Source organism: Kocuria sp. ZOR0020, assembly GCF_000800955.1.
Classification (GTDB): Bacteria; Actinomycetota; Actinomycetes; order Actinomycetales; family Micrococcaceae; genus Kocuria; species Kocuria subflava.
Genome location: NZ_JROX01000050.1, coordinates 1 through 20,868, shown reverse-complemented (window position 1 = coordinate 20,868; position 20,868 = coordinate 1). Strand labels below are relative to the sequence as shown.

The 20,868-nt window shown below is 64.7% G+C and carries 19 protein-coding genes; 8 read left to right on the top strand and 11 right to left on the bottom strand.

The window, feature by feature from the left end; translation table 11 throughout:
* Positions 1-32: 32 nt before the first annotated feature.
* From L979_RS03590 to ptsP, 9 genes are all read right to left on the bottom strand, one after another.
* Positions 33-857 carry an HAD family hydrolase gene (locus L979_RS03590; RefSeq protein WP_231559378.1) on the bottom strand — a complete coding sequence of 275 codons (825 nt, stop codon included), beginning with the start codon at positions 855-857 and terminating at the stop codon, positions 33-35.
* A 50-nt stretch (positions 858-907) separates the two neighbouring features.
* Positions 908-1,426 (bottom strand): YbhB/YbcL family Raf kinase inhibitor-like protein, encoded by a 519-nt coding sequence (locus L979_RS03585; protein ID WP_047689307.1) that lies wholly within the window; start codon positions 1,424-1,426, stop codon positions 908-910.
* Positions 1,427-1,781: 355 nt separating this feature from the next.
* Positions 1,782-2,039, bottom strand: coding sequence for a type II toxin-antitoxin system prevent-host-death family antitoxin (locus tag L979_RS03575; protein WP_209436369.1), 258 nt, complete (start codon positions 2,037-2,039; stop codon positions 1,782-1,784).
* Positions 2,040-2,112: 73 nt separating this feature from the next.
* Positions 2,113-3,057 (bottom strand): carbohydrate kinase, encoded by a 945-nt coding sequence (locus tag L979_RS03570; RefSeq protein WP_047689301.1) that lies wholly within the window; start codon positions 3,055-3,057, stop codon positions 2,113-2,115.
* 76 nt (positions 3,058-3,133) lie between these two features.
* On the bottom strand, positions 3,134-4,471 hold the full coding sequence (locus L979_RS03565) for a M18 family aminopeptidase (protein WP_047689348.1): 1,338 nt from the start codon (positions 4,469-4,471) through the stop codon (positions 3,134-3,136).
* Positions 4,472-4,506: 35 nt separating this feature from the next.
* On the bottom strand, positions 4,507-6,060 hold the full coding sequence (locus L979_RS14335) for a CPBP family intramembrane glutamic endopeptidase (protein WP_052209431.1): 1,554 nt from the start codon (positions 6,058-6,060) through the stop codon (positions 4,507-4,509).
* A 51-nt stretch (positions 6,061-6,111) separates the two neighbouring features.
* Entirely contained in the window at positions 6,112-6,861 is a 750-nt protein-coding gene (locus tag L979_RS03555) for a glutamine amidotransferase (protein WP_047689298.1), read from the bottom strand.
* 43 nt (positions 6,862-6,904) lie between these two features.
* Positions 6,905-7,804, bottom strand: a complete 900-nt coding sequence (gene fdhD / locus L979_RS03550) for a formate dehydrogenase accessory sulfurtransferase FdhD (RefSeq protein ID WP_047689295.1) — start codon at positions 7,802-7,804, stop codon at positions 6,905-6,907.
* 22 nt (positions 7,805-7,826) lie between these two features.
* On the bottom strand, positions 7,827-9,593 hold the full coding sequence (gene ptsP / locus L979_RS03545; RefSeq protein ID WP_081993709.1) for a phosphoenolpyruvate--protein phosphotransferase: 1,767 nt from the start codon (positions 9,591-9,593) through the stop codon (positions 7,827-7,829).
* Between the two features lie 128 nt (positions 9,594-9,721).
* Here ptsP and L979_RS03540 point away from each other — a divergent pair, with 128 nt between their 5' ends.
* The 5 genes from L979_RS03540 (at position 9,722) to L979_RS03520 (ending at position 15,681) form a co-directional block, all read left to right on the top strand.
* Positions 9,722-10,657, top strand: a complete 936-nt coding sequence (locus L979_RS03540) for a DeoR/GlpR family DNA-binding transcription regulator (protein WP_197052063.1) — start codon at positions 9,722-9,724, stop codon at positions 10,655-10,657.
* Positions 10,654-11,619 carry a 1-phosphofructokinase family hexose kinase gene (locus L979_RS03535; RefSeq protein ID WP_047689293.1) on the top strand — a complete coding sequence of 322 codons (966 nt, stop codon included), beginning with the start codon at positions 10,654-10,656 and terminating at the stop codon, positions 11,617-11,619. Before L979_RS03540 ends, L979_RS03535 begins: the two co-directional genes overlap by 4 nt.
* Before the next feature lie 41 nt (positions 11,620-11,660).
* Positions 11,661-13,787, top strand: a complete 2,127-nt coding sequence (locus L979_RS03530) for a fructose-specific PTS transporter subunit EIIC (protein WP_047689291.1) — start codon at positions 11,661-11,663, stop codon at positions 13,785-13,787.
* Positions 13,788-14,025: 238 nt separating this feature from the next.
* The gene (locus L979_RS03525) at positions 14,026-14,295 is read left to right on the top strand and encodes an HPr family phosphocarrier protein (protein ID WP_047689288.1); all 270 of its coding nucleotides are present in this window, start codon (positions 14,026-14,028) and stop codon (positions 14,293-14,295) included.
* A 117-nt stretch (positions 14,296-14,412) separates the two neighbouring features.
* On the top strand, positions 14,413-15,681 hold the full coding sequence (locus L979_RS03520; protein WP_197052062.1) for a hypothetical protein: 1,269 nt from the start codon (positions 14,413-14,415) through the stop codon (positions 15,679-15,681).
* Here the strand turns inward: L979_RS03520 and L979_RS03515 are convergent.
* The gene (locus tag L979_RS03515) at positions 15,662-17,014 is read right to left on the bottom strand and encodes a glycosyltransferase 87 family protein (protein ID WP_052209430.1); all 1,353 of its coding nucleotides are present in this window, start codon (positions 17,012-17,014) and stop codon (positions 15,662-15,664) included. The genes L979_RS03520 and L979_RS03515 overlap by 20 nt on opposite strands.
* A gap of 365 nt (positions 17,015-17,379) precedes the next feature.
* Here L979_RS03515 and L979_RS16635 point away from each other — a divergent pair, with 365 nt between their 5' ends.
* From L979_RS16635 to L979_RS03500, 3 genes are all read left to right on the top strand, one after another.
* Positions 17,380-17,910 carry a hypothetical protein gene (locus L979_RS16635; RefSeq protein WP_047689285.1) on the top strand — a complete coding sequence of 177 codons (531 nt, stop codon included), beginning with the start codon at positions 17,380-17,382 and terminating at the stop codon, positions 17,908-17,910.
* A 92-nt stretch (positions 17,911-18,002) separates the two neighbouring features.
* Complete coding sequence (locus L979_RS03505; RefSeq protein ID WP_047689283.1) at positions 18,003-18,563, top strand: hypothetical protein; 561 nt, start codon at positions 18,003-18,005, stop codon at positions 18,561-18,563.
* Between the two features lie 11 nt (positions 18,564-18,574).
* Positions 18,575-19,198 (top strand): hypothetical protein, encoded by a 624-nt coding sequence (locus L979_RS03500; protein ID WP_156125362.1) that lies wholly within the window; start codon positions 18,575-18,577, stop codon positions 19,196-19,198.
* An 82-nt stretch (positions 19,199-19,280) separates the two neighbouring features.
* Here L979_RS03500 and L979_RS03495 read toward each other — a convergent pair whose 3' ends face one another.
* On the bottom strand, positions 19,281-20,741 hold the full coding sequence (locus tag L979_RS03495) for a metallophosphoesterase (RefSeq protein ID WP_197052061.1): 1,461 nt from the start codon (positions 20,739-20,741) through the stop codon (positions 19,281-19,283).
* Between the last annotated feature and the right edge of the window lie 127 nt (positions 20,742-20,868).

Genomic DNA, 20,868 nt, shown 5'->3' with positions numbered 1-20,868 from the left:
ATGACGCATGCTCAACGGGGTTCGGGTGCTCTTCACCGCGCTTGGCGCAGCTGCTCACGCCGGGCCAGGAACTGCTCGATCACCTGGGCCACACCGTCCTCCTCGAAGGCAGGTGCCGTACGCTCCACAGCTTCGACGACGGCGGGAGCACCCGAGGCCAACGCGAATCCATAACCGGCCCAGGTCAACATCTCCAGGTCATTGGTCATGTCACCAAAGGCCATGACTTGATGGCTCTCCACACCGAGTTCCGCGCAGACCGACTTCAACGTCTCCGCCTTGCTCAGACCCAAACGGGACATCTCAGCCAAGGGTGAGCTGGGCACCGAGTGGGTCACGGACATGTGCGGTGCCGCATGCTCTCTGACCTGCTGAACGAACTGGGCGGGATCATGGTCATCACGCTTGGCCAGGAACTTGACCACGGCATCATCCGGGCGCAGCAGGGATTCAAAAGGCCCCACGGTGACTTTGTCCGAACCCGTGCGATCCGTGGGAATCCACCCGGGTTCTGCCACCACACCGCGCAGGGTTTCAGCACTGAAGTAGACCCCGGGAATCGCCTCCCGCAGTTGCCCGGCCACCCGCAGGGCAATGTGACCGTCAAAGGTGTTGGCTGCCAAAACTTTGTCTGCGGCCAGGTCATAGACCATGGCCCCGTTGGCGCAGATCACGGTGCCCACGGAGCTGACCAACGGACTGACCTGCTCACTGAGCGGATGCAGCCACCGGGAGGGCCGGCCCGTGACAAAAACCACCGGAACCCCCGCCTCCTCCAACGCGGTGAGCGCACGGAGGGAGCGGGGGCGGAACCGGAAGTCCTCCCCTATCAACGTCCCGTCAAGATCGCTGGCCACCAGGCAAACGTCTTGAACCAACCGTTGGGGGTCGGCACCCAGGAGATTGCTCAGTCCTCAGTCTCCTCATGCGTACCGGTCAACATGGCGCGTCCAATGCCGTGGAAGAACAGGTTGAAGTTCACCACCGCAGGGCTTGCGCCCTCCACATCCAAGTGGTCCGTGTCCACTGCGGTCACGCAGAAGATGTAGCGGTGGGCACCATGACCTGGCGGGGGTGCCGCACCCTCGAAGGCATCCGAACCGCCGTCGGTCCGGTGGGTGGTGGCCCCTTGAGGCGGCTGTGCTGCGGCACCGGTGTCCAAGCTGGTCACATCCGCGGGAATGTTGGACACGCACCAGTGCCAGTACCCGGACGGGGTGGGAGCATCAGGGTCAAAACAGGTCACCACATAGGACTTGGTGCCTTCAGGTGCCCCGGACCAGGACAGCTGCGGTGAGGTGTCCGATCCACCCAGGCTTTCGGTCACCTGTGCTGTGGGCAGCGGCTGACCGTCCGTGATGTCCTCTGAAGTCAGCGTGAATGTGGGCAGTTCCGGGAGATCGGCGTAGGGATCGCGGTTGAGCACAGTTCCTCCTTGAGCTTGCTCGACTGTGGTCGCCTGACATCTTGCGCGCCACCAGGCGTGAACGCCTGTCCCTTTACGCTACCCAAGCTTTGCCCAGGATGCCCATGCTGCAATCCCGCATGAACACCTGAGAATGCCGGAGCTGTCCCGATGTGCTTGTCCGTCCGTGAGGTCGCAGCGGCCTCTACCCTCACAGATCCCATGGATTCAGCAGGCTGACTCCCGTGCGTTGGAAGTCCTTGGTGTTGCGGGTGACCAGTGTGAGGCGGTGCTCCAGAGCGGTTGCGCCCATGAGGGCATCCATCTCTGGCATCGGATCGGGCATGGCTGAGGACGTTGGTGTCCAGCAGGTACTTCACAGATCGATTGCCCGTTCGGGGTCGATGCGGCGCTCAGGCAGGTCGAGTTCGATGTTGCGGTCCTGCCCCCTCCAGAGACGGTCACCCATTGGTTCCTGTCTGCCCGAAAGTCGATCGAACTCCGCGGCGGTGAGCAACACGTGCGAGGGTCGCCCGTGATCCGTGATGGTGACCGGCCCGTTCTCGGCAGCCCGTTTGGCGGCGGAGACGTCCCGATTGAAGTCGCGACTGGTGATGGTGGTGTTCACGAGCATCCTCCCGCGGGTACGAATTGTACCTACAGTAGGCAGCATAACGGGTGAACCCGCAGCGCATCCGGTCCAAGGATCAGTCAGTGGGCTGCTCCAAGGCATCCAGCTCGTCGCGGCGCGGCAGATCCGCACCAGCGCGGGAGACCGTGATGGCGGCAGCATCCGCCGAACGCCGCAGGATGGCTTCCACATCCGTGGCTGGCAGCGCGTTGATCCGCTCCCCAGCACCGGCTCCGTCCAGGCCACGGTCCGTGAACTGGCTGATGAGTGCTGCCATGAAGGTGTCCCCGGCACCCACGGTGTCCACCACATCGGTCTTGCGGGCGGGAACTTCCACGCCCTCGGCTCCTGTGGATTCAGTGATGGCCCACGGGCCCAGTTCACCGCGGGTGACCACCACCATCTTGGCGCCCAGACGGTGCCAGGCTCGAGCCGATTCCTGCAGGGTGGAGGTGGGGTAGAGCCACTGCAGGTCCTCGTCAGAGGCTTTGACCACGTCCGCACGGGAGGCCAGGTGCTCGGCGCGGGCGCGCACCGCTTCCACGTCCGTGGTGATCTGCGGGCGGCAGTTGGGGTCATAGGTGACCAGGATCTGACCTGAGGCGGCTTCCACGGCCTTGACCACGTTTTCCGCACCGGGTTCCACAACGGTGGCAATCGAACCCACGTGCAGGGCGCTGGACTCGGTGACCATGGCCTCCAACTCCGCCTGCTCCACGGGGAACTCCCATGTCATCTGGAAGTTGTAGTCAGCCGCACCGTTTTCCCCGATCACGGCTTCTGCCACGGAGGTGGCCGAGTCGTGGGTGGGCAGCGGAAGTTCAATGCCCTCAGCACCCAGGTGCTGTGCCAGGAGTTGGCCGTCGTCGTCGTTGCCCCAGGCGCCCAGGAAACGGACGGGATGCCCCAGCCTGGCCAGGCCGAGGGCAACGTTCATGGGGCTGCCGCCGGGGTGCCGCACGGGCTCCCGATCCGGGCGCGAAACAACGTCAATGAGGGCTTCCCCGATCACAGTCAGCATGCCCAAACACTAACACCGGGGACCTGCGCCACAGGCGGGGATGACGCTGGTTGACGGGCCCCGCACCCAGGCGTTCTCAGCCCATCCACCAAGCCTCAACGGCGCGCTTCAGACCGTAAAGATCCTCCACGTGCACCATCTCCCGGGCTGAGTGCATGGACAGCAACCCCACGCCCACATCCACGGTCCGCACACCCAGCCTGGTGGCGGTGATGGGACCGATGGTTGACCCACACGGCACCGTGTTGTTGGACACGAATTCCTGCGTGGCCACACCTGCCGCCTGGCAGGCCAGCTTCCACTGCGCGGCACCTTCAGCATCCGTGGTGTAGCGCTGGTTGGCGTTGATCTTCAGCAGCGGACCGCCGCCGGGGACGGGCTTGTTGGCGGGGTCGTGATGGCCTGGATAGTTGGGGTGCACCAGGTGCCCGGCATCTGAGGACAAGCACCACGACGACGCCCACGCCACCTGCCGCTGCTCATCCGACCAGCCCAGCCCTGCACCGATCCGGGTCAGCACATCGCCCAGCAGCGGCCCACCGGCACCCGAGCGGGTCTGGGATCCGATTTCCTCGTGATCAAAAGCCGCCAACACGGTGATGGTGGGGGCAGATTCCAAATCCTCCACGTGCTCGGTCACAACGCTCACGCTTGCATGAACGGAGGTCAGATTGTCCAGCCGGCCGGAGGCCAGGAACTCACCGTGGGCACCGAACCGTTGGGCTGGCTGGGTGTCTGCCAGCACGACGTCCCACCCCAGGATCTCCTGCGCGGCCACCGCTGGCCCTTCAGCGTGCGCTCCGAGATGCGCCAGGACGTCCCCTGGCTGGGGACCGCAGCCCCACACCGGTTGTGTGTGCTGCTGCGGATCCAGCGTGAGCCCCTGGTTGGCACTGCGATCCAGGTGAATGGCCAACTGCGGAATGCGCGCCACCGGCCCGGTGGACACCAGACGAGTCTCCACACCCGAATCCGTGCGCACCGTGATCCGCCCCGCCATGCACAGATCCCGGTCCAGCCACGAGTTCAGCAGCGGCCCGCCATAAACCTCCACACCGGCCTGCCACCACGTGTGCGCACCCGTGCTCGGCTGGGGCTTGAGCTTGAACGACGGCGAGTCCGTGTGTGCCCCCAGGATCCTGAATCCCACCGGGGTGTTGTCCAGGTGGGCGGGAAGCACCCAGGCAACCAGAGCGCCGTCGCGAATCACGTAACAGCGTCTGCCGGTGGTGGATTCGGGGTCGGCAGCGGGCCAGGGCTGGGTTTCGGACAACTGCGTGAAGCCGGCTTGCTCCAGGCGTCGGGCGGCCTCCGCCACGGCGTGGTAGGAACTCGGCGCAGCCTGGACGAACTTCCCCAGGTCCTCAGCGTGGGCGACCGCCTGTGCTGACGGCCCTGAACCTGACGTGGACACGCCCGAGTCCGGTGTTGATTCGGCGCGACGTTGGGTCACAGCTGTTCTCCTTGTTGCGTGCCGCTGGTTGCCTGCTGTCCACCGGATGCCGGCTCAGCACGGGCCATCCACACCACCGGATGGGCGTGAACGGGCGGATCCGAGCCTGGGATCAGCTCTGTCTCCGGTGCGGCGTAGGCGATGAGTCCATCGGCGGGCACAAGGCGCAGGCTGCCGTCCTGGTTGATCTGATGGGGCTGCGCGTAGGCCATGGATGCAGGGATCACCACGGGCACCAGATTCGCGGACTGGGGAGCAGAATTCCCGGGCAACTGGTGGGCTGCACTGGAAGGCTGGCCTGTATTGGATGGCTGGCCTGTGGCAAATCGCGGGGATGCTGTGAACTGGTGGCCACCCGGCATCTGCGGGTACCCCTGACCGACCGCCCCCTGTGTCTGCGGTGCCACACCGAACGGGCCGAACTGAGCGGCCTGGGCAGCGTAGGCGGCACGCACCTGGTGGTGCCAGGCGTCCTGATCCTTCTTGGGCCACACCACAGCCCTGCGGGTCACTGCGATCCGTCCGCGCTTGATCAGCAGCAGCACGATCAGCGCGTACACGGTTTCAATCACAAAAATCACACCGAAGCCGAACACTCCCACGGAGGCATCCTCCGCCGTGGCCGGCTGAACGGGCCACGCAACTGCCAGCAGGGTGACCACCATGTTGTTGACCACGTGCAGGCTGATGGCAGCTTCCAAGCCACCTGTTCGCCAGGTCAGGAAGCCGGTGATGACGGCCATCCACAGCACGGAGAGCTGGCCCCAGACGTCGTACATGTGCCCCAGCATGAACAGCGGTGCCGGCAGCAGGATGGCCCACGCGGGGTTCTTCAACCACCGGCCAATCGACTGAGCCAGGTAACCGCGGAACACCACTTCCTCCGCGGTGCACTGAATGGGCACCACCAGAAAGGCGAACACCAGGGTCAACCACCACAGGGGGTGGCGTTCGGCCAGAACGACGTCGGCAGCAGGATCCCCTGAGGTGAGAGCCATCTGCAGAAGGGTGGCAGCACCGTAGATCACCACAAACACGGCGGTGGCCAGACCCATGGTCAACAGCAGCCACTTCCACCGGATTCTGCCGGTCACGGACCAGATCAACCCCACGGGCCTGGGACGCAGAAGCCATCTGGTCAGCAGCGCAATGGGCAGCCAGATGGCCACGGAGCCGAACAGGAACAGCAACAACCAGGGGTTGGTCATGTCCATCTGGGCCATGTCCCCGGTGCTCAGGTCCGTGAGGAAGTTCTGACCCCCCACAACAACGGCAATCAGAGCTCCCACGATGAAGAACGCGATGGAGGCAACCACAACACCCACCAGCAGGGCGCCGCCTTCAGCCAGCGGTGACCACCTGCGGTGCTTGGGGTCAGACAGCGCCAAACGGTGATAGGCAAGGTCCCGGTACTGCGCCCCCGTGGGCAAACCGGTCTGCGGGTTCAACGGCGGCAGTTGCGGGACACCCACCGGGGCCGCGCCGGGACCGGCACCCCACGACTGTGATGGCGCTGTGGCTTGTGGAAACGGCCCGGTCTGGAGAGTCATGCCTTCACCGTATCCAAGACCGGGGACACCAAGAATCCACCTTAGGAACGATTACCTGGCAAAAACTCGCACAAAAGCACTGAGCAATTGGGACGGGACCTCCACCTTTGGGCCGTCCGTGACCTGCTGTTTGACTGCCTCGGCATCCTCCACCCGGAAGTAGCCGTGGTGTTTGTAGGCCTCAATCCGGCTGATCAGGGCGGGAGCATCTAGCTCAGGGTGGAACTGTGTGGCGTAGGCACTGGGCCCCACGCGGAACATCTGTGCCGGGCAGTTGATGCCTGTGGCCAGCAGGACTGCTCCTGGCGGGAGGTCCCGGATGGCCTCTTTGTGACCCACATAGGCGTGAAAAGTCCGCGGAAGATCAGCCAGCAGGGGGTCCTGGGCGCCGTCGTCGGTCACGGTGACCTCAATTGCGCCCACGTCCTCACCGTAGGTGCCGTCCACCACCCCGCCCTGGTGCACGCCCAGCGTGCCGACTCCGTAGCAGGCTCCGAAGAACGGGATCTGCTGCGCCATGACCCGGTCCAAAAGTTCACCCAGGGAAAGCTCCACCCGAACCTGAGTGGCAGTTTTCTCCGCCTGCGGATGGGAGGTGTTGAACGGTGAGCCGCCCACAAAAACACCGGAATACCGGCTCAGGTCCACTGCAGCCAGTTCGCGAGTGGCTTCCTCACCTTGTTCCAGACGGATCTGGTGGAGCTGGTCCGGATCCAGTCCGGAGAACCGGCAGAACGTCTCGTGTTCCTCCGCAGCAATCACGTCTTCGGGCCGCGTGGAGACCAGCAGGAAAGGCAGCATGCTCACACTGTAGTGCCGCCGCCGTGCACTTCAGACCAGCCGGTCAGAGCTCAGATGCCTCAGGGGTGGTGAGCCGGATGCGCTGTGCGCCGGTGTACACATTGGCCACGTCCCCGCGGTTGAAACCCACCAGGGTCAGCCCGGTCCGGTCCGCCACGTCAACGGCCAACGCAGAGGGTGCTGAGACTGCAGACATCACGGGGATTCCCGCCATCACGGCCTTCTGCACCAGTTCAAAGGACGCCCGGGCAGAGACCTGCAGCACCGTGGCTTCAAGCGGCAGAAGGTTGTGCTCCAGGGCCCACCCCACCACTTTGTCCACGGCGTTGTGACGGCCCACGTCCTCCCGCACACACAGCAGTTCCGGCTCGCGGGGTGCCGCGCCGTCGTCGTCGGCCTGGGGAGGGATCCGGAAAAGGGCAGCGGCGTGCACACCACCGGTTGAGGAGAACAGGCGCTGCTGCGAGCGCAGCGCGGCAGGCAGCCCCAGCACCGTGGGCAGCTCCACCACCAACGGATCGGTCAGGGGCTCGTACGGGGAAACCTTGAGCACCCCGTCAATGGAGGCCGTCCCGCACACCCCGCACGACGACGACGTGTAGACCTCCCGCCGTTTGGTCTCCGCCCTGGCTGCCACGGCCGGGTCCAGGCGGACGTCCACCACGTTGTAGTCCCGTGTGCCCTCGGCATTGATCCCGGAGCGGTAGTCCATGCGCAGGATTTCCGACTGCCGGGTGATGATCCCCTCCGAGACCAGGAACCCCGCGGCCATGTGGAAGTCATGGCCCGGGGTTCGCATGGTCACGGCAAAGGACTGCCCGTTGAGCCTGATTTCCAGGGGCTCCTCACCCACCAGGGTGTCAGCGCGAGCCTCAGCCCGCAGCTGCCCTGATGCGTCCGTGCGGATCCGCTGGATGCGGCGCCGCTGGGTGGAGCGAGTCATCGCAGGCCACCCGGGGTGAGGATCACTTACCGCCCTTGAGGATGTCGAATGCGGCATCCTGCGCGGCCTGACCGGTGGGTGCGGTCACGGCTGCCTGGGCGGCACGGGCAATCTGGTCATCAGTGGCCTGGCCCAACTGCACGCCCACGGCGGCAAGAGCAGGAGCGGCTGCAGACAGAGACGTCACGCCGAGTCCCACCAACACGCAGGCCAGCAGCGGGTCCGCAGCGGCCTCGCCGCACACACCCACAGGCTTGCCGGCACGCTGCCCGGCCTCTGCAGCCATCTTGATGAGCTTGAGCACTGCCGGCTGCCAGGGGTCGGTCAGTTCGGAGAGCTGGGATGCCATGCGGTCAGCTGCCATGGCGTACTGCGTGAGGTCATTGGTGCCGATGGAGAAGAACTCCACGTGCTCCAGCAGTTCATCTCCCATGAGTGCTGCGGAGGGAACCTCGATCATCACACCGGGGATCAGACCGCGGTCACGGCACATCTCCCCGTACCACTTGGCCTCATCCACTGTGGCGATCATGGGTGCCATGACCCAGGGCTCGGCCCCGGTGCCCTTGGCGGCAACCGCCACCGCATCGAGTTGGCGTTCCAGAACACCGGGCTGCTCAAAAGCAATGCGCACACCGCGCACACCCAGGGACGGGTTGGGCTCATCCGGCATGGTGGCAAATGCCAACGGCTTGTCCGAACCCGCATCCAGGGTCCGCACCACAACCTTCTGCTCCGGGAAGGCCCCAAAGACCTCGCGATAGATCCCGGCCTGGGTTTCCACGGAGGGCTCGGACTGGGCGGAGAGGAAGCACAGTTCGGTGCGGAACAACCCCACACCTTCGGGCAGGCCCGTACCGGCAGCGGCGCGGGCGCCTGCACCGTCCTGCACGTTGGCCAGTAGCTGCACACGCGTTCCATCGGCCGTGACAGCGGGTCCGGACCAGGCACGGATCTTGGTCTGCATCTGCGCGGACTCATCCGCACGCTCCTTGGCCTTTGCGGGGTCCGGGGTGGTTTCAATCTCCCCGCGCTCACCGTCCAACAGGATCAAAGCGCCGTCCTGAACACCTTCCAGTCCTGCACCCACACCCACCACACACGGGATGCCGAACTGGCGGGCAATGATGGCGGTGTGGCTGGTCTTGCCGCCCAGCTGGGTGGCGATGCCGCGCACGAACTCCGGGTCGAGCCCTGCGGTGTCTGCCGGGGCAAGGTCATCGGCCAGCAGGATCACGGGCTCATCCGGGCTGGGCACACCGGGCTCGGGCTCACCGCGCAGTTCGGCCACCACGCGGTCACGGATGTCCTTGAGGTCGGTGGTGCGCTCAGCCATGAGGCCACCGATTTTCTCGAACTTGGCAACAAACGTGTCCGTTGCACGCACCGTGGCAACCACAGCGTTGACACCGGCCTCAACGTGCTTGTTCACGGCACGGCGCCAGCCCTTGTCCGTGACCAAGGATGCGGTGGCTTCCAACACCTCAGCGGCGTGACCCTCAGCCTCCTCCGCGCGGCCCTGCAGTCGGCCCGAAACGGTTGCCGCGGCGGTATCGAACTGCTCCTTCTGCTCCGCACGGTCCGCCTCAGGGACCTCTGGGCCGTCCGTGGGCAATTGCGGGCGTGGCCTGGCCCAAAGGGCGGGGCTGGCGGCGATGCCGGCAACCACTCCGATGCCCTGGAGGGTGGCGCCTCCAGCCGGTGCAGCAGTTTCTCGCGACTCTGACGGCTGGCCGTCAGCAGACTCACCATTGGTGGCGGCCGGGTCGAAACGGGCATCAACAGGCATGGGGTGCGCTCCTCGTCCTTGAGATCTCCTGCACACATGAAAGTGGCGGAATTCCCAGGATACGTGGCGCGTGGAACCCACGACAACATGGGTTGACAAGCAACAAATTCGGGCATAATCATTCATATATGGGCGTAACAGAGATCACGCAGGGTGCTGACGGTCAGTTCCGTGGCGCCGGATCCGCCGGGGGATCACAGAATCTTCCCTCCGGCGTCGAACCCCCTGTGTCCACGCCCGATTCCAAGCGTTCCGGTGACTCACCAGCCCCCACCATGTACGCGGAGGAGCGGCGCCAGGCGATTGTTCGCATGGCATCCGCTCGCGGGCGAGTGGCGGTGACCGATCTGGCCGCCACCTTTGCGGTGGCCCCTGAAACAATTCGCCGGGACCTGGACGTGCTTGTCCGATCTGGTTTGGTTGACCGCGTGCACGGCGGGGCCATTCCCCGATCCTCCTTCGGCACCGCCGAATCCACCGCCCGGGAGCGGCGCACCACCCGCGGGGAGGCCAAGGCCGCCATTGCCCGCGCAGCCATGGCGTATCTGCCGGAGGCCCACGGGAGCATCATCCTGGACGGTGGCACCACCACCGGTGCCCTGGCCGCGGAGATCACCTTGCGCGCGGAACAGGACCCGTCCACCGGACCACTGACCGTCATCACGGACTCAGTGCGCACGGGGCTGGAGTTGTCCACCACTCACAACCTGTCCGTACACCTCCTGGGTGGTGTGATCCGTGAGGTCACGGAGACCGTGGTGGGTGCAACCGCGTTGACCATGCTGGGCCGGGTTGCCGCGGATGTTGCTTTCCTGGGCACCAACGGGTTGTCTGCCGCCTACGGACTGACCACCCCGGATGTTGAGGAAGCCGCCGTGAAACGCCTGATGGCCACGCGTTCCCAGCGCTGTGTCCTGCTGGCTGACTCCTCCAAGTTCGACTCCGACTTCTTGTGCACTTTTGCGGAACTGGACCAGATAGACGTGCTGATCACAGATGCCCAGCCCCCCACCCGACTTGCCCAGGCCCTTGCCCAGAATGAAATCGAGGTTGTGATCGCATGATCATCACATTCACCGCCAATCCGAGCATTGACCGCACCGCTGATCTCTCCACCGTCCTGGAACGCGGCGGGGTCAACCGTGTGGTTGCCGTTCATGACGGGCCCGGCGGCAAGGGAATCAACGTGTCCCGTGCTCTCACCCTGGCAGGTACGGCCACCACTGCGGTTTTCCCGGCGCCTGCAGGTGACCCCCTGGTTCAGGCCGTGAAGGAAGCAGAAGTTCCCTTTTCCCTGGTGGAGCGTGACGTCCGCGCCCGCACCAACCTGACCGTCACGGAACCGGACGGGACCACCACCAAGATCAACGAGCCCGGCGCACCTTTGGATGCAGACGCCCAACGCACGTGCTTGGATGCCTTGCTGGCTGCCGCCAAGCCGGGTGACTGGGTGGCACTGTGCGGCTCCCTTCCTCCCGGCCCGTCAGAGGACTGGTACGCCCAGATGGTGGCGGAACTCAAGCAGGCGGGTGTGCGAATCGCCGTCGACACCTCCGATGCCCCGTTGATCGCGCTGGCCGCGGATCTGGACACCGCAGCCCCTGACCTGCTCAAGCCCAACGGCCTGGAGCTGGGGCAGTTGGTGGGGGCTGATGGCCCCGCCATTGAGGCCGCCGCCGAAAACGGCGACTTCCTTCCTGCGGCCCAGGCCGCGCGCAAACTCGTGGAGGGCGGCGTCACCGCCGTGTTGGCCACGCTCGGCGCTGCCGGGGCGGTACTGGTCACCGCTGACGGCGCCTGGGTGGGCAATCCCCCACCCATCACTCCGGTGTCCACCGTGGGCGCCGGGGACTCCTCCCTGGCCGGTTTGTTGCTGGCCTTCACCCAGAACTTGGATCCCGCCGAATGCCTGCGGCACGCCGTGGCCTACGGCTCCGGCGCCACCGCCCTTGCCGGCACCGGTGTTCCCAGTCCCGATCAGGTCGACCTCGACCGAACCTCCGTCACCGAGCTCACGCTCGACTGACACCCACCTGTCCGATCCCTTCACACAGCAAGGATTCACCCATGTCAGAGCTACCTCTGATCGTCCCAGAGCTGGTCGTCCTCGATCAGAACCTGGGCGCTCACAAGAATGATGTGATCACGCAACTCTCCGGCGTCGTGGCTGCCGCAGGCCGCGCTGATTCCGCTGACGGCCTGGCCTCCGACGCCCTGGCTCGCGAGGGCCAGTCCCCCACCGGTCAGCCCGGTGGCATCGGCATCCCGCACTGCCGCTCCGCACACGTGAAGACCACGTCCCTGGGTTTCGCCCGTTTGGCAGAGCCAGTTGATTTTGGCGCCAAGGACGGCCCCGCGGACCTGATCTTCCTGATTGCCGCCGCGGATGGCGAAGGCAAGGAGCACCTCAAGTTGCTCTCCAAGCTGGCCCGCGCCATGGCCCGCAAGACCTTCCTGAGCTCCCTGCGGGAAGCCCAGACCGCTGAGGAAGTCGTGGCGATCGTGGAGGAGGTCCTGGCTCCCAAGCAGACCCAGACCTCCAACGACGCCGCAGCATCCGCCGGCAACGCAGGCTCCGGTTCCAGCGGCGCAACTGCCGCTGGTGCCACTGCAGCCGGTGCTGCTGGTGCAGGTGCCGCCGGCGCGGGTACGGGTGCCGGTGAGGGTGGTGCCAAGCGCCGCCTGGTGGCCGTGACCTCCTGCCCCACGGGCATTGCCCACACCTACATGGCCGCGGAGGCCCTGGAGCAGAAGGCCCAGGAAATGGGCCACGAGCTGGTGGTGGAGACCCAGGGTTCCTCCGGTGGCACCAACCTCACCCAGGAGCAGATCGACTCCGCTGACGCCGTGGTCTTTGCCGTGGGTGTGGGCGTGCGTGACCGCGAGCGTTTTGCCGGCAAGCCCGGTGTGGAAGCCGGCGTGAACGTTGGTGTTTCCGATCCGGAGGGTCTGATCAACCGCGCACTGGCGGCAGCGGATGACCCCAATGGTCACCGTATTGCCGGTGGTGCCGGGTCCGGTGCCGGTGAGTCCTCGGGCTCCTCGGAGGGGCAGTCCTGGGGCCGTCGCATCCAGCAGGCGCTGATGACCGGTGTGTCCTACATGATCCCGTTCGTGGCCGCCGGCGGTCTGTTGATCGCTCTGGGCTTTGCCATGGGTGGCGCCGAGCGTGTGGCCGAGGTGGCACCGGATGTGGTTGCCCAGAACACGTTGTTCAACCTGCCTGCTGATGGCGGTTTGATGCTCTACCTGGGTGCGGTGTTCTTCACCATCGGTGGGCTCGCCATGAACTTCCTGGTACCGGCCCTGTCCGGCTACATCGCTTACGCGCTGGCCGGCCGTCCCGGCATTGCCCCGGGCTTTGTGGGCGGTGCCATCGCCGTCGCCGTGGGCGCGGGCTTCATCGGCGGTTTGGTCACGGGTCTTGTGGCCGGTCTGATCGCCATGTGGATCGCCTCCATCAAGGTTCCGCGCTGGCTGGCGGGCCTCATGCCCGTGGTCATCATCCCGCTGGTCACCACCACCCTGGTCGGCCTGCTCATGTACCTGCTGCTGGGCAAGCCGTTGGCCTCCCTCATGACCTGGCTGCAGGACGGCCTGAACTCCATGACCGGCACCTCCGCCATTCTCCTGGGCGTCATCCTGGGCCTCATGATGTGCTTCGACCTGGGCGGCCCCGTCAACAAGGCTGCGTACCTGTTCGCCACGGCCGGTCTGGCCCAGGGCACCGATGCCGCGATGAGCATCATGGCCACCGTCATGGCTACCGGCATGGTTCCCCCGTTGGCCATGGCCCTGTCCACCACGGTCCGCGGCAAGCTGTACTCGGAGGCCGAGCGTGAGAACGGGCGCACCGCGTGGTTGTTGGGTGCCTCCTTCATCTCCGAAGGTGCCATCCCGTTCGCTGCAGCCGACCCGCTGCGCGTGATCCCGTCCATGATGGCCGGCGGCGCCGTGACCGGTGCTCTCACGATGGCCTTGAACGTCACCCTCAACGCCCCGCACGGCGGCATCTTTGTGGTGCCGGCCATGGGCAACCCGTGGGGCTTCCTGATCGCCCTGGTGGCCGGTGTGCTGGTTTCCGCACTGATCGTGACCTTGCTCAAGACTCAGCGTCAGAAGTCCCTGATGGCTGCTGCTCAGCGTGAGGCTCAGACGGAGAACGCTCCCCGCGCAGCATCCGTGAACGCCTGATGTCCTGAGTTTCCTGGCACGCAGGCACCGAACCCTCACGCCACTACGCCATCACCCGTTGATGGCGTAGTGGCGTGAGGGTTCGTTCACATCCAGGACCGTTACAGGCACACTTCGGCCACAACTCGTGGCTGGCCCCTGAGACCTGACAGACTGTTGCCAGGGCTCGGCGGATGTGGCTGTAGTCTCAGCTGCACCATCGGGCCACCCCGAAAGCATCGATCCTGTAGGAGGAAGCATGCCCAGCAAGAAGGTTTCCGTCGGTTCCGCCGTCGGCCTGCACGCACGTCCCGCCGCCATCATCGCCGAGGCTGCTGGTGAGTTCGACGACGAGATCTTGATCGGCCTGGTCAACGATCCCGATGAAGAGCCCGCAGACGCCTCCTCCTCCCTGCTGATCATGGCTCTGGGCGCGGAGAAGGGCACCGAGGTTGAGGTCAGCTCCGAGAACGCTGAGGCCGTGGAGAAGATCGCCGCCCTGATCGAGAAGGATCTGGACGCCGAGTGATCTGCTGATCCGCACCACCGATTCAACTGCCCCGGAAGTGTGATCTTCCGGGGCAGTTTCATGTCCACGGCACGTCCCTTTTTGAGAATGATTCTCATTTGTGCGTACGGTGTGCCCATGCTGACGCCTTCACGCACCCTGCAGATCACCGCCGGACTTGCTGCCACCGCACTGCTTCTCTCCGCCTGCGGCACGCCACAGAACACCTCCGTTGCGTCGTCGTCGCCCGCGGTCACGCCCACCGAACAACGCCAGGAGGTCACCTCCCTGACACCGCGGGTGGTCATGACCTACGACGGCGGCATCATGACTCTGGATGGCCACACCGGCCAGGTGATCGCAGAAACCCAGGCCCCCGGATTCCTGCGCCTGAGCCGCCTGGGAGATGGCAGGCATGTGGCGGTCTCCTCCGGGGACAAGTTCACGGTTTTTGACACAGGCCCGATTGCTGAAGCCCACGGGGACCATTCCCACTACTACACAACACAGCCCACGCTGACCGACGTCGAACTCCAGGCACCTGAGGCCGGGCACGTGGTGACCAATGGTGGGCGCACCGCGCTGTTTGCCGATGGCACCGGGGCCGTGAGCATGGCCGAAACCAACCAGGTGCTGGCCGACCTGCGGGACGGGGACCTGGAGACCACAAGGACGCAAGACCCCCACCACGGCGTGGCCGTTCCCCTGAAGGACAACAAGCCACTGATCACGCAGGGAACCTCAGAGCAACGCACCACCGTTCAGGTCCTGGATGCCCACGGTGAGGTGATGGCAAAAACTCATGACTGCCCCGGAGTTCACGGGGAGGCCGTGGCTGAACCCACGGAGACCGACGACGTCGTGACTCTGGGCTGTGAGAACGGGCCAGTGATCTACCGTGACGGCGCATTCCACAAGGTTGCCGTTGCGGAGAGCTACCAACGATCAGGCAACCAATTCGGGACCACGGGCTCTGCCGTGGTGCTGGCCGACTACAAAGTGGACCCGGATGCCGAGCTGGAACGACCCACCAGGATCGGCCTGATCAAAACTCGCACCGATTCCGTGCAGACCGTGGATCTGGGCTCCGCGTACTGGTTCCGGTCCATGGCCCGCGGCCCGCGCGGTGAGGCGTTGGTGCTGACCTACAACGGGGAGCTGAACATCCTGGACCAGCATTCCGGTGAGGTCCTGCACCGGGTTGCGGTGGTCGACCCGTGGGAGGAGAACGACGAGTGGCAACAGCCCGGCCCGGCCGTGCAGGTCTCAGGTGATCACGCCTACGTCACGGATGCTGCGCGGCAGAAGCTACACGTGGTGGAGATCGCCTCCGGCACGGTCATGGACTCGTTCGAGCTGCCGCACACGCCCAATGAGTTCGTGGTGGTCAGTGGGCGGACTCGGTGAGGTTGGCACCGCGGCGTCGTCGTGACTGGAGAATCACGGCCCCGCACCAGAGCAGCAGGAGGAGGAAGAGCATCACGTACGGGAAGATCCAGATGGTTTCGGATGCGTGCAGGTCGATCCCCAACCGCTCGGTCATGAACAACCCGCGCATGGGTCCGATGTACGCACCGATCAGCCAGATCCAGGCCAACACCCCCGCAATGATCCGGGTGGCCCCGCGAAACACCTGCGGGAAGGCCTCCAACCACAAGGCCAGGGCGATCACCGGGTAGTAGACCTGGTGATGGGACCAGGAAATCGGTGACATGAACAGCATCACCAAGGCGTTGACGGAGATCGCAGAGAGGATCATGCCGCGGCGCGTCATGTAGATCAATGCCACCGCAACCAGGGCGATCATGATCAGCACCAGCGGGTAGCGGATGGGATCCACCAGATCCGCAGGAATGCCGTTCTTGATGAGCAGACCGGTGATGGCGGTGTTGTCGATGTACTTGATGGAACCCACGCGGTCGGAGGATGAGACCGAATCAGTCCAGAACTGGATGGAGTCGTTGTAGAGCACCATGAACCCCAGCGCCACGGTTGCCACAAAGGTCACGCCCATGGACAGGATCGCCCGGAAATTCTTCTGCATCAGGAAAATCAGGCCGAAAGCCAGCGGCGTGAGTTTGATGCCGGCTGCAATGCCGATCAGCACACCACGCGGAATGGAAGCCGTGACACGCTCAATCCAGGATCCTGTGCCATCCGTGCGACGCACCAGGTCCAGGAAGATCAATCCGAACAGCAGGATGTTGACCTGCCCCAAGGAGATGGTGCGGATGTACGGGCCGCTGAAGAGGATCGCCGCCAGCACCAGGGCAAACATGGCGCGGCTGCCCAGGTAGTTGGTCAGCGGAATGGGGCGGCCCTTGCGGATCGCGTAAGACACCAACGCGCCGGCCAAAGGAACCGCCACCACAAGATCGGCCACCAGCAGCAGGTAGCGGGTGACGTCAAAAGGAATCCACGCCAGCAGACCGAACAGCAACGCCGCAAAAGGCGGGTAGGTGAACGGCAGGGTGTCGTTGCCCCAGGGGACCGGGAATGCAAGATCGTAGAGCGGTTCCTGGCGGATGTTGGGGTTGGCAACCCACTGCGCACCCATGTTGTAGACCATCAGGTCCAGGGAGCCCCACGCCACCTGGAGTACAGACCACACCAGCACCAGTGCCAGGAACACATAGGCCAGGACCTGCGCCCACATGGGTCCAGTGCCCGGGGCGTGAGGGACCAGCCAGCGGTGGGAGTACGCGGACTCTGACTGGTGGGAACGGACGGATGCGGACACGCGCGCCTCCTGGGGTTGCGCGCACCGGTGTTGCGCGTGAACGGCCTGGGAATGCTGACAGACCCGGGTCCGGGTCCTGAACAGCGTACCCGCGGCCCCGTTTGACGGCCTACGCATTCACGACGACGACGCCCATGTGATCCGTCACGCTGGCCCCCATGTGCCCATAACGATTTGTTGATGAACCTGGCCACAGGGTCACCAGCTGACTAGGGTGAACACCAAAGAATGCATTGCCTCTGCGATTGTGAGGTGAAATCACCATGGACTCACCGCAAGAACCCCGATACCCACTACCCAAGCCAATATCTGCCAAAGACCGCCTGTGGCCCTTTTGGGCCTCGCTCCTGGGGCTCATGATCTCCATGCCAATTCTGATGGGAGTGATCCCCATTCCCGACTGGGTTGGCAGGTTCAGTTTGGCCGTGATCCTCATGGTCGTGGTCATGTGGGAAGTGCACCGAGTCCATGGTCGCAGCACCAGCGGCCGGGAGGTCCGCCGTTCGATCACTGACAACATGCCCAATGGCGCAAGCCACCAGGAGTGGTCAGGGGCAATCCCAGGCATGAATCTGGCGTCTCTCAAGACTGCCGCTGACGTTTTTGCCCAATCCCCGCAGTTCGCGGTTCATGGATTCGACCCCAATTCCCTGGTGTTGATGCTGCGCCGTCGGTTGGATGGATCCAGCTTTGGTTACGCAATCACTGTTCGGTGCACTCCGAATGCTGACAATGCGCGAGTCACGGTTACCTGCGCTCCCTACAGCTCCGCGAGCTTGTTGATAGGTGTTGCAGCCAAGGAGAATGTGGCCCGGGTAGTGGCAACGCTGCAGGCCCTTGCGGCCCTCACCCAAGAGCCCCTGCCAGCTTCCTCGGCCGGTGCAGTACGGCCATGAGCAAAGGATCAACATTGTCGCGGACGAACGTCACGCCTCCGAGCTCGTGGCGGCGTCGAAGTTGGATTCTTGCGGGCCTTGGGCTCGCCCCCATGGCATACATGGCCGTTGTGATGTTCGGGCCAGACGTCGGTGACTCCCCGTGGTGGCTGGTGTGGGTGGTTTGGCCCGTGTGTCTGCTGGTGCTCGCCATTGGTATCCGCACGTTCCTGAAGAGCCAACGCGCAAACTTTGACCGCTCGGACCCTGTCCTCAAAGACATCAAAGCAATTGACGACGGCGTCCGGTGGACCGGCCGCATCGCTGGACTGACAAGCCACAACATGGAGTCCACCATGAATCACGCAACCTCCCTTTACTCCAGGTTGAAGATTCAGGCAGTTTCCGCAGAACAGCTGCGCGCTGATCTGCAAACCACCTCCGGGTGGACCACACCCGGAACCGACATCACCGTCCGTGGCTTACCGCCCGCGTCCCCGCTCAATGACGACCAACAAGATGACCCGGTGTTCCAAGTCTCCAACACCACGCAATTCGCCAGGATTGACGGCCTGCAAGCGGCCGATGACCTTGCACGACTGGTGTATCTGTTGCGGGAGATCGCACCTCAGCATGCCCCTGTGACGAGCCCTTCAACTGACCCGGGCCTCTGAAGCAAGCACCGGTGACATCTCCCTCCGGCCGTCACAGGCTCCCCGAACCCGCCTACTGGAAATGGCGAACGCTCGTGGTCCGGCACGGGGCCCTGCTCCCCTTCTTGCCCATGGGTTTGGTGGGGATCTTTGGCAGGACCAGCGATCTTCCGTGGTTCGCTTGGCTGCCGTTCTTCCTGGGATTCATGTTCTTGAGTTTCGCCGACCCCAAGTTCTCCCGCAGCACACGGGTGATGGGTGCCCAACGTGACCCCGTTGCTGCAGCCGTGGTCCACGACGACGACTCCAGCTATTGGACCGGCCCCATCCGGGGACTAGGTTCACTCAACCTGGAGGCTGTCCTGACGGAGATCGCAGAGGGGTACCGCCGTTTCAAACTGTTGTCCGTGGCTCCGGACGGGCGCCTGGCCACCATCAGCGTTGATCAGAGCTGGAACAGGTCAAGCTCAGACATCACCGTGCGTGCGTTGGATGACCCGGGTGAGCATCACAGCTCTCATGATCCGATCGTTTATCAGGTGGTCCATGGCGCGGACCTGGGCTCACTGACCAGTGATCCCTTGCGCCAGCAGGACAATCTGATGCGCCTGGTTCGCCTGATGCGGGCTCTGGCCGCGCTTCCGCCCGCCGAATAGCCACCCGAGACCTCCGTAAAAGCCCTTTTCAGCACGATTCTTGGGCTGAAACGGAGGTCTCGGCGCCAGGGGGACGGGGGTTTCAGCGGCGCCGGAGTTTTCGCAGGGCGACTGCCGCACCCACGGCACCAGCCACCGTCAGCGCAGTCCCCCACTTGTCGACAACAGCGCGACCTGACACATCAGCTTCAGCATGATCCAGCCCCGGCAGAGTCTTTCCGTGAGCGGGCTGCGTGAGGGGGCCCGCGGCGTCGTCGTCGGTAAGAGCTGGGGCCGCGGAGGCCAACGTGCGATCTCGCGAGGACCGGTGACCGCCGGGGGCATGCGAGCGCAATTCCACCGGGAGGATCAGGTGATCCGGGTCCACCCACGGCTGAGCGGCAATCTCCTCCGCGCTGCGCCCGCCCCGCAGGCGATCCAACTGGGACTGCGGGGCAGAATCCAGTGGACGAAAACTGTCCAGGACCGGCGAGTACGTGGTCACGAGCACGGTTCCGTCCGACACCCGGAACTGCAGCAGCCGCAGAAAACCGGTTCGGCGCTCGCCATTGGCCTGCCGGTAACCGGCGGGGAAGTTCTCGTCCGGCATGCGCTGGGTCTGGTAGTCGGCCAGCAAACCCGGGGACGGGTAAGCCGCCTGGTCCTCCACCTGCCAGCCCGTGCCGGAAATGTGGCCACTGAGCACCAGCACCACGTTGGAGTTCTGGGTGACAACCTCGCGGTGGACCTTGACGCCGTCGTTGGGACCGTAGGAACCGGGTCCACCAAAAGGGGCGCCGGATCCATCAGGGCGAATCCCCTGGTCAAGATAATAATGCGTGCACACGATCGCATCCCGGTCCGCATGTTCACGCAGCACGGTGTTGGCCCAGGCCGTGTGTTCGTCCCGCACCCCGTAGCCCAGGTGCACAATCACCAAGCGGGTGTCGCCGACCTCCACCAGGTCGTAATGGCAGCTGTTCTCCCCGGCCTTCCACGGCCCGCCGTAGCTGGCCCGCACGGGCAGACTCCCGGCACTGGGCCGCCATTTGCGCGCAGCCAAGGTGCTCCGGATGGGTCCAAAGGCTTTGTTGAACTTCTTCAACTCAGGCGACCCGCGGCCCTCGTCCGAGCCCCAGCGGTTGTCATGGTTGCCGGGCAGGACCCCCACCGGCACGCCGTGGTCCTCGATCATGGAGATCAGCCGTTCAGCTTCCTTGAACTCGCGGGTGGCCGTGGAACGACGGTTCCAGAACCAGCACCAGTTCTCGATCAGGTCCCCGGTGTGGGCCAGGTACACGATCTTGCGTGCAGCGGCGTTCTCCCCCACCCAACGCGCAATGGCATCGTGGGAGGCCTTGAACCGCGCCTGGCGCTCGGGATCGGACGGGTCCGCAGCACCTTCGGCGATGTACTGCGTGTCCGTCAGGTGCACAATCGCAAAGTCGTAGTCGTCCGGGTCTGCAAATCCCACTTCCGCGGGCCGCGCCGGGCCGGTCGCGGGATCATACGCATCCCCATGCACGACGACGGGCGCCTGCCCCTCCTGATTCCTCTTGCCCACGGTCCTGGCTCCTCCCGGTGATGGCTTGATGTGCGTGGCCGGAAACCTGCTCCCGTTGATGGTGGCATCACCCGGTGGGAAAACGGGCTCATCGCAAATGAGAGTGTAGAAGCGGTCTGAACCCTCC